Source organism: Kribbella rubisoli, from assembly GCF_004217145.1.
Taxonomy (GTDB): domain Bacteria; phylum Actinomycetota; class Actinomycetes; order Propionibacteriales; family Kribbellaceae; genus Kribbella; species Kribbella rubisoli.
The window spans coordinates 458,911-466,755 of sequence record NZ_SHKR01000016.1; the positions used below are offsets into that span (position 1 = coordinate 458,911).

Consider the following 7,845-nt stretch of genomic DNA (forward strand, 5'->3'; position numbering starts at 1 on the left):
GCGCCACGGTAGCCGATCGACCGACCGGCAGCACGTGATCCCGCCAGCGCGTTAGGTTGTCGGCTTGAGCATCCGACTGATTCCTCTGACCGATCCCGACCGCCGGCCCTCCAGCCGCCGGATCGCATGGCTGGCTGCGGAGGACGACGGCACGCCGGTCGGGTCCGCGTTCCTGCGGCTCGACAGCCGGCCCAACTACTCGCATCTGGGCGAGTTCGAGCTCACCGTGCACCCGGCCGAGCGGCGCCGCGGTATCGGGTCGCAGTTGCTCGACTCGGTCGTCGCCGGGGCGCGCGACAACGAGGTCCGGACGCTGCTCACCGATGTGAACGTCGAATCGGTCGGTGACCAGTTCCTCGCGCATCACGGGTTCGAGATCGGGCTGACGCTGATCTACACGCGGCTCGACCTGTCCGGCGCGATTCCCGGCGTACCGGAGGTTCCGGGGTACCGGCTGATCTCGTGGGAGGGCGTCGTACCGGATGAGTTGGCGCAGTCGTTCACCGACGCGCGCACCGGGATGGATGATGCGCCGACGGGGACGATCTCAGTCGGCGCCGATGTGTGGGACGTCGAGCGGACGCGGCACGCCGCGCAGGTGATCGCCCAACGCGGCGACCATCTGTCCGTCGTCGCAGCCCTTGACGAGACCGGGCAGATCGTCGGCTTCACCGAGGTCGTCGTACCGGGCGATGGGAAGGGCGACGCGCAGCTCTACGGCACCGCCGTACTCCCCGCCCACCGCGGTCGCGGTCTCGCCCTCTGGATGAAGGCCGCGCAGATCCAAGAGACCCGCGACCGCTTCCCCGACCTCGACGGTCTCCTCACCGACACCGTCGACACCAACACCGCCATGCGCCGAACCAACACCCGCCTCGGCTACCGCCCAGGCTACGAAGTCAACCGCCGCAAGCTGGACCTCTGACTACTGGCCGAGGATCCGCTGGACTGCCGCGGTGGTGATCGGGTGGTAGCCGGGGCGGGCCTTTTCGAAGACTTCGGCGGCGAAGGCTCGGTCGGTGCCGGCCAGGGCTTGGTAAACCGGGAGGACCAGTTTCATGCGGCCCACCTTGGTGAGGAACTCGGCCATTTCGGCGTACGCCGCCTCGTAGCTGCTGGCAGCGACAATCTGGTACCAGCGGCGGGCAATCTCGCCGTTCGCGGTACCGGTCAGACCGAACGCACGGTCCAGCTGCTGCAGAAGAAGCGGGCTCAGTACGTCGGGGGCCGCGTCGAGGAAACGCAGCCACTCCTGCGTCGTCCACTGTCCCGCGCCCTGCGGCAGCTCACCCGTCTTCAGCCAGAGGTCACGCGCCTCGTCAACGACCTGGAAACGCTGCGACACGGCGCGCGCTGCAAAAGCAGGGATGCCGGGCTCGTACAGCCACGCCGCCAGCTCGTCGGCCGTCACCACGTCCGGGTGCTGCGACAGCAGGTGCTCCTGCAGGTGCTCGACGAAGTTGTCGGTGTTGATGCTCCGGAACGCGAACCGGTCGAAGTACCCGCGCAGGAACGGATCGAACACCTCGCGCGAGAACCGCTCCTCCAGCCACGACAGGAACCACGACCCCTTCAGCGGGCCGGTCGACGTCTTCCCGTGGTACTCCGAGCGGTGGTGCAGGCCGGGCAGCTCGACCGCCAGCTCGGCGGGCGTCAGCGGGTCCAGCTTCACCACCGTCGCGTGCTGCTTGATCGCGGTCTCCATCAGCGCGAACTCGGTGCCGTAGACAGCCTCGACGATCCGGTTCTCGACGTACGACGTGAAGCCCTCGTTGAGCCAGATGTCGTCCCAGCTGTCCTGCGTGACCAGGTTGCCCGACCAGCTGTGCGCGAGCTCGTGCGCGATCACGCTGACCAGCGACTTGTCCCCGATCACGACGGTCGGCGTCGCGAAGGTCATCCGCGGGTTCTCCATGCCGCCGTACGGGAACGACGGCGGCAGCACGAGCAGGTCGTACCGGCCCCAGCGGTACGGGCCGAACAGCTCCTCGGTGACCCGCATCATCTCTTCGGTGTCGGAGAACTCGGTCGCCGCTTGCCGCACCGTCGCCGGCTCCGCCCAGACGCCGGACCGCTCGCCGAGCGGCTCGAAAACCAGGTCGCCCGCCGCGATCGCCAGCAGGTACGACGGGATCGGCTCGGGCATCACCACGTCGTACGAGCCCGTCCGGCGCGACGTCGTACCGTTGTCGGCACTCATCAGCACCATCAGCTCCGGCGGCGCGGTCACGTGAGCCGCGTAGCTGAACCGCACGCTCGGCGTGTCCTGCACCGGGACCCAACTGCGTGCGTGGATCGCCTGGGACTGGCTGAACATGAACGGCATGACGCCGCCGGCCGTCATCGCGGGCTCAAGCCACTGCAGACCCGTCGCGGTCGGCGCCGTCCGGTAGCTCACCTTGACCCGCGCGTGCTTCGACGTACGGATCGTCAGCGCGGCGCCGAGCTCCTTGTCCGGAACGGCCAGGCTGTACTCGAGCGGCTCCCAGCCGTCGGCCGTCTGACCCTCGACCCCCAGCACGGTGAGGTCGCGGGTGTCCAGGACGAGGCGGTCACCGCTCTCTGACTCTGTGCCGGTCCAGGCGAGAGTGTGCGTGGCACTACCGGCCAGCACCTTCTCGTCGAAGTCGAGCGCGAGGTCGAGCTCGAGATGGGTGGTCCGAACCAAGGCAGGCTCGGCGTAGGAGTGGCGATCGTGCGTCACGGAAGCTCCCCGAGTGAGGCGTCCGGGGAACAGTACCCAGGTCCCAACCCGATCGGACGTCCGATCTGAGCCAGCCGCACCACCGTGCCAAAACCCTGCTTCGGTCCTGACACAGGTTGCGGAAATGGGGGTGCCACCTAGCAGACTGTGACCATGATGACCCAGGGAAATCCGGATCTGGTGCTGAAGAGGCGGCCGTTCGGATCCTGGCTGCTCGGTCCGGCCGACCAGAGCACGCGGCGGCTGCGTTTCCGCCTCCAGCTCCTGATGACCACGTTCTCGATCGGCACCAACCTGATCGGCGCGCTGGTCGTGTTCATCCTCGCGGTCTACGTGCTCCCGGGTCCGTCGCTGATCGATCAGCTCCAGCTCGCCGACGCGATCATCATCCCGGCGTACTTCGTGGTCGCGATCGCGGTCGGATGCGTCTGGAGCACACGGATGACGCGTCGGGTGACGCGCTGGGTCGAGCTCGAGCGGCCGGCCACCCGTCAGGAGCAGATCGCCACCTTGCAACTGCCGCTGCGACTAACGCTCATCGAGGTGCTGCTCTGGCTGGTTGCCGCCGCGGTGTTCACCGTGATGACGGTGATCATGCAGCCGGAGAACGCACTGCGCGTCGCCCTCACAGTCATCGATGGTGCGATCATCACCTGCTCGGTCTCGTATCTGCTGACCGAGTTCGCGCTCCGGCCGGTCGCCGCGCGGGCGCTGGTCAACTCGCCGCCCCCGCGACGGCTGCTCGCAGCTGGGTTGAAGGCGCGGACGGTCTTCTTCTGGGCGGTCGGTTCCGCCGTACCGGTGGCCGGGCTGATGCTGGCCGCCGTACTCGCGCTGATCGAGGGTGATGTCACGTCGACGCGGCTCGCGATCGTGATCCTTGCCTTGGGCATCGTGGCGCTCGGCAACGGTTGGCTGCTGACGATGCTGTCGGCGAAGTCCGTCGTGGCGCCGGTCCGGTCGGTGCGGGACGCACTCAGTCTGATCGGCGAAGGCCGGCTCGACGTGAGCATCCCGGTCTTCGACGGCACCGAGCTGGGTTCGCTGCAGGCCGGGTTCAACCGGATGGCCGAAGGACTGCGCGACCGCGAGCGGATCCGTGACGTCTTCGGCCGGTACGTCGGTCCTGACGTCGTGCAGGAGGCGCTGAGCAGCGATCGGCTCGGCGGCGAGGAGCGGTACGTCGCGGTCCTGTTCGTCGACCTGATCGGCTCGACCGAGCTCGCGATGAACCGGCCGCCGACCGAGGTCGTGCAGCTGCTCAACCGGTTCTTCGCGATCGTGGTCGACGAGGTGGACCGGCAGGGCGGGTTCGTGAACAAGTTCGCCGGTGATGCGGCGCTGGCGATCTTCGGGGCGCCGGCCGAGCTCGCGGATCCGGCCGGCAGCGCGTTGTGCGCCGGGCGCGAGCTGGCCCGTCGGCTCGACGAGGAGTTGCCGGAGGCAATCGCCGGGATCGGCGTGACGGCCGGGATCGTGGTGGCCGGCACGGTCGGCGACGTACGGCGGCACGAGTACACCGTGATCGGCGATCCGGTGAACGAGGCGGCGCGGCTGAGCGAGCTTGCGAAGTCCGCTCCTGGGCGATTGATCGCCTCGATGGCAGCGGTCGAGGAGGCGACGCCGACCGAGTCCGATCACTGGCTGCAGAGCGACCTCGTCACTGTGCGGGGGCGGTTGCTGCCGACTCGTCTTGCTGTGCCGGCTGCGTTTCCGTGATCAGTTCGTACAGCAGGGTTGCGCCGTACAGCATCGCCTTCGTCTGCCGGTCATGGGCGGCCCGGCGCTCGGCGATGGCGGTCCGCAAGGCTTCCGTGCTGCCGGTCCGGCGTAGACCGTCCAGGACCGGCCTGATCTGCTCGAAGTAGTACCGGCCCTGGCGCAGCATGTTGATGATGCGGGCGTCGCGCACCTGCTCGGGGCCATAGCGCCGGTACTTCGTGCCCGGCTCGCGCGTCGGCGCCAGCAACCCGGCCGCCTCCCAGACCCGCAACGCCGACGTACGGATGCCGAGGCGGTGCGCCAACTCCCCCACCAGCAGCGACGGACCGGTGAACTCGTCGACCTGCTGCGCGGCCAATGCCGCTAGAGCATCGCTCGCAGCATCGGTTGCGAGTCGTTGCTCGTGGAGTGCGGCGTGAGCTGCGTCGACGAGGCGGTAGGCGAGCGCCTCGTCACCGTCGTGGACGGCGCGCATGATCTCGGTGGCGGTCTCCGCGCCGAAGCCCGGCGCGAGCGCGCGATACGTCAACAGGGCCGAGACGTGCTCCGGACCGTACTGCCGGTAGCCGGTGTCCGACCGCGGCGCGGGAGGCAGGATGCCGGCCGCTTCGTAGTTGCGAACGAGCTGGGTCGACACCCCGGCCCGGCGCGCCAGATCAACCGGCCGGAGCCCCATGGCTCACCGGCCGCCGGATACGTCGACCGTCGTCCCCGTCATGTACGACGCGCGGTCCGAGGCGAGGAACGCGATCACCTCCGCGACCTCCTCCGCCTTCCCGGGACGGGCCAGCGGAGTCGTCGTACCGAGGCGATCCAGCCGGCCCGCCTCGTGGATATCGGTCTCGATCAGGCCGGGGCGCACACCCAGCACCCGGATGCCTTCCTTCGCGACCTCGTTGCCCAGGCCTGTGGTCAGAGCGTCGACGGCTGCCTTGCTCGCGGCATAGTCGACGTACTCGCCGGCCGATCCGAGGACCGCGGCGCGCGAGGACACGTTGACGATCACGCCGCCGTTCCCGCCGTACGCCGTGGACATCCGACGTACGGCGGCACCGGCGACGAGGAATGCGCTGATCGAGTTGATCCGGAACACCCGATCGAGGCGCTCGGCGTCGTACTCCGCGACGCGGCCGCCGGGTGAGACGACTCCGGCGTTGTTGATCACCGCACCGATCGGACCGAGCTCGGCCGTCACAGTGTCGAAGAGACGCTCGATCTGATCCGGCTCCACGACATCAGCCTGTACGGCGATCGCGCGCCGGCCGAGCTCCTCGCACGCCTTCACCACGCGGGCGGCCTCGTCGGCCTGCGTCCGGTAGTTCACGCCGACGTCCCAGCCGTCCGTTGCGAGCGCAAGTGAAGCGGCCGCGCCGATCCCGCGACTCCCACCCGTGACGAGCACAACCCCACGTCCGACAGTCATGCGCCCTACTCTGTCATGCGGCGGTCACGCAGGTGGGACTGCGAACTGAAGCTGGGTCTCGGTGTCGTTGAATCCGACCGAGCGGTAGATCCGGATCGCGAGGTAGTCCGGATCCGCGACCATCACCAGCGTCCGCGCGCCGCCCTCGGTCAGCCCGTACGTCGACGCGTGATGGACGAGTGTGCTGGCCAGACCGCGACCGCGATCCTCGAGCGAGGTCTGCACATTCTGGAAACGCGCGACGCCCTTGCCGTCGAACATCAACCCGAGCGAACTCTGCAGCCGATCGCCTTCGAACGCGCCGAACCACTTGCCGTGGCCGGCATCGACCAGCTCGCGCTGCGTGGCCGTCTTGCGCCGGGTGAACTCCTCGTACGCGGCGTCGACGGTCATGCTTGCGGTGGCCAGGCTCTGATCGAACAGCTGCGCCCAGTCGTCGTCACTGTCCAGGAAGCGGTACGTCGCCTCGGTGTTCGGCCGCGGCGGCGGGACGACCCGCTCGGCCGTCATCACGACGCTCCGGTCGATCTCGAAGCCGGCGGCGGTCACCTCGTCCTCCGCGCCGACCTCGCCGTCCACGCTGTCGATGCCGAGGGCAACGTGTTTCGCGGCCGGGAACTCGCGGCGGAAGTCGTCCAGGCGGATCTTGGTGTCGTCCGGCGCGAACGGCGTGCGGTACAGCAGGTAGTTGCCCCACCAGAAACCCGGGTTGGCCGGCGTACGCACAACGACGTACTCGCCGGTGTCGCGGAAGGTGCTTCCGCCCAGCTCCAGCAGCAACAGGTCGGTGCGGTAGCCGAGGCTCGTGATGTCCACACCTCCATCCTCACCGTCGCGTCAATCGAGTTCCCTTGACATGCAGCTCGTTGGCTGCCTATTGTATTTATGCAGCCGGACGGCTGCATAACGGTCGGAGGCGTGATGGACGACGAGGTGTTCCGGGCGCTGGCCGACCCGAGCCGGCGGCAGCTGCTCGACATGCTGAACGCCCGCAACGGCCAGACCCTGCGCGAGCTCTGTGCCGGGCTGGACATGGCGCGGCAGTCGGTCAGCAAACACCTCACGATCCTGGAGACCGCCAACCTCGTCACCACCGTGTGGCGCGGGCGCGAGAAGCTCCACTACCTCAACGCCGAGCCGATCAACGCGATCGCCGACCGCTGGATCACGCAGTACGACCGTCGGCGGGCGCAGATGTTCGCCGACCTCAAGACGGCTTTGGAGGCCGAACCGACCATGAGCGACAACGACTTCGTCTACACGACCTACATCAAGACCACGCCGGAGCGGCTCTGGCAGGCGCTCACCGAGCCGAAGTTCACCGAGCAGTACTGGAACCTGTCGCACGAGACCGACTGGAAGCCCGGTTCGGAGATCGTCTGGCACATGGGTGAGGTGACGATGGCCGGGCCGGGGCAGGTCGTGGTCGAGCACACGCCGTACACCCGGTTGTCGTATGCCTGGCACCACATCACGCCGGAGTTCGCGAAGGCGGTCGATCTGTCGGACGACGTGTACGAGAAGACCAGCCGCGAGCCGCTGTCCACCGCGACGTTCGAGCTCGAGCCGGTGGATGACAAGGTGAAGCTCACCGTCATCCACAGCGGCTTCGAACCGGACAGTGTGCTGCGAACCATGATCCAAGACGGGTGGCCGGCCGTGCTGGCCGACCTGAAATCCTTCCTGGAACTCTCCCCCGTGCACTAGAAGCGCTCGCGCCCCGGCCGGGCGCCCCCACGCGGCCAGCGGTCCCGCGCGGCCAGCGGTCCCGCCGCACCACCTTGTGCACCAGAACCGCACCCAGACCGACTGACAGTGCGCCTTTGGTGCACAAGGTGATGCCTCAGGGCCGAGCGCCCCCGCGCGGCCAGCGTTCCCGCGCCGCCAGCGGTCCCGCGCCGCCAGCGGTCCCGCGCGGCCAGCGGTCCCGCCGCACCACCTTGTGCACCAGAACCGCACCCAGACCGACTGACAGTGCGCCTTTGGTGCACAAGGG

The 7,845-nt window shown here is 68.5% G+C and carries 7 protein-coding genes; 3 read left to right on the forward strand and 4 right to left on the reverse strand.

Going from position 1 to position 7,845, the window contains the following annotated elements; all coding sequences use genetic code 11:
• Positions 1-64: 64 nt before the first annotated feature.
• Complete coding sequence (locus EV645_RS34860; RefSeq protein WP_130448323.1) at positions 65-925, forward strand: GNAT family N-acetyltransferase; 861 nt, start codon at positions 65-67, stop codon at positions 923-925.
• Here EV645_RS34860 and EV645_RS34865 read toward each other — a convergent pair whose 3' ends face one another.
• A complete protein-coding gene (locus EV645_RS34865; RefSeq protein ID WP_130448324.1) occupies positions 926-2,704 on the reverse strand; it encodes a M1 family metallopeptidase in 1,779 nt (592 codons plus the stop codon).
• A gap of 153 nt (positions 2,705-2,857) precedes the next feature.
• On the opposite strand from EV645_RS34865, the gene EV645_RS34870 reads away from it, so the two are divergent.
• On the forward strand, positions 2,858-4,423 hold the full coding sequence (locus EV645_RS34870; RefSeq protein WP_130448325.1) for an adenylate/guanylate cyclase domain-containing protein: 1,566 nt from the start codon (positions 2,858-2,860) through the stop codon (positions 4,421-4,423).
• On the opposite strand, the gene EV645_RS34875 is transcribed toward EV645_RS34870, so the two are convergent.
• Genes EV645_RS34875 through EV645_RS34885 form a run of 3 tightly spaced genes read right to left on the reverse strand, consistent with a single transcriptional unit; the run spans position 4,365 to position 6,665 of the window.
• The gene (locus EV645_RS34875) at positions 4,365-5,102 is read right to left on the reverse strand and encodes a MerR family transcriptional regulator (protein ID WP_130448326.1); all 738 of its coding nucleotides are present in this window, start codon (positions 5,100-5,102) and stop codon (positions 4,365-4,367) included. The genes EV645_RS34870 and EV645_RS34875 overlap by 59 nt on opposite strands.
• Positions 5,103-5,105: 3 nt before the next feature.
• Entirely contained in the window at positions 5,106-5,849 is a 744-nt protein-coding gene (locus EV645_RS34880; RefSeq protein WP_130448327.1) for an SDR family oxidoreductase, read from the reverse strand.
• Between the two features lie 24 nt (positions 5,850-5,873).
• Positions 5,874-6,665, reverse strand: coding sequence for a GNAT family N-acetyltransferase (locus EV645_RS34885; protein WP_130448328.1), 792 nt, complete (start codon positions 6,663-6,665; stop codon positions 5,874-5,876).
• Between the two features lie 105 nt (positions 6,666-6,770).
• Between EV645_RS34885 and EV645_RS34890 the strand changes: the two genes are divergently transcribed.
• Complete coding sequence (locus tag EV645_RS34890; RefSeq protein WP_130448329.1) at positions 6,771-7,556, forward strand: ArsR/SmtB family transcription factor; 786 nt, start codon at positions 6,771-6,773, stop codon at positions 7,554-7,556.
• The last annotated feature ends 289 nt before the right edge of the window (positions 7,557-7,845 follow it).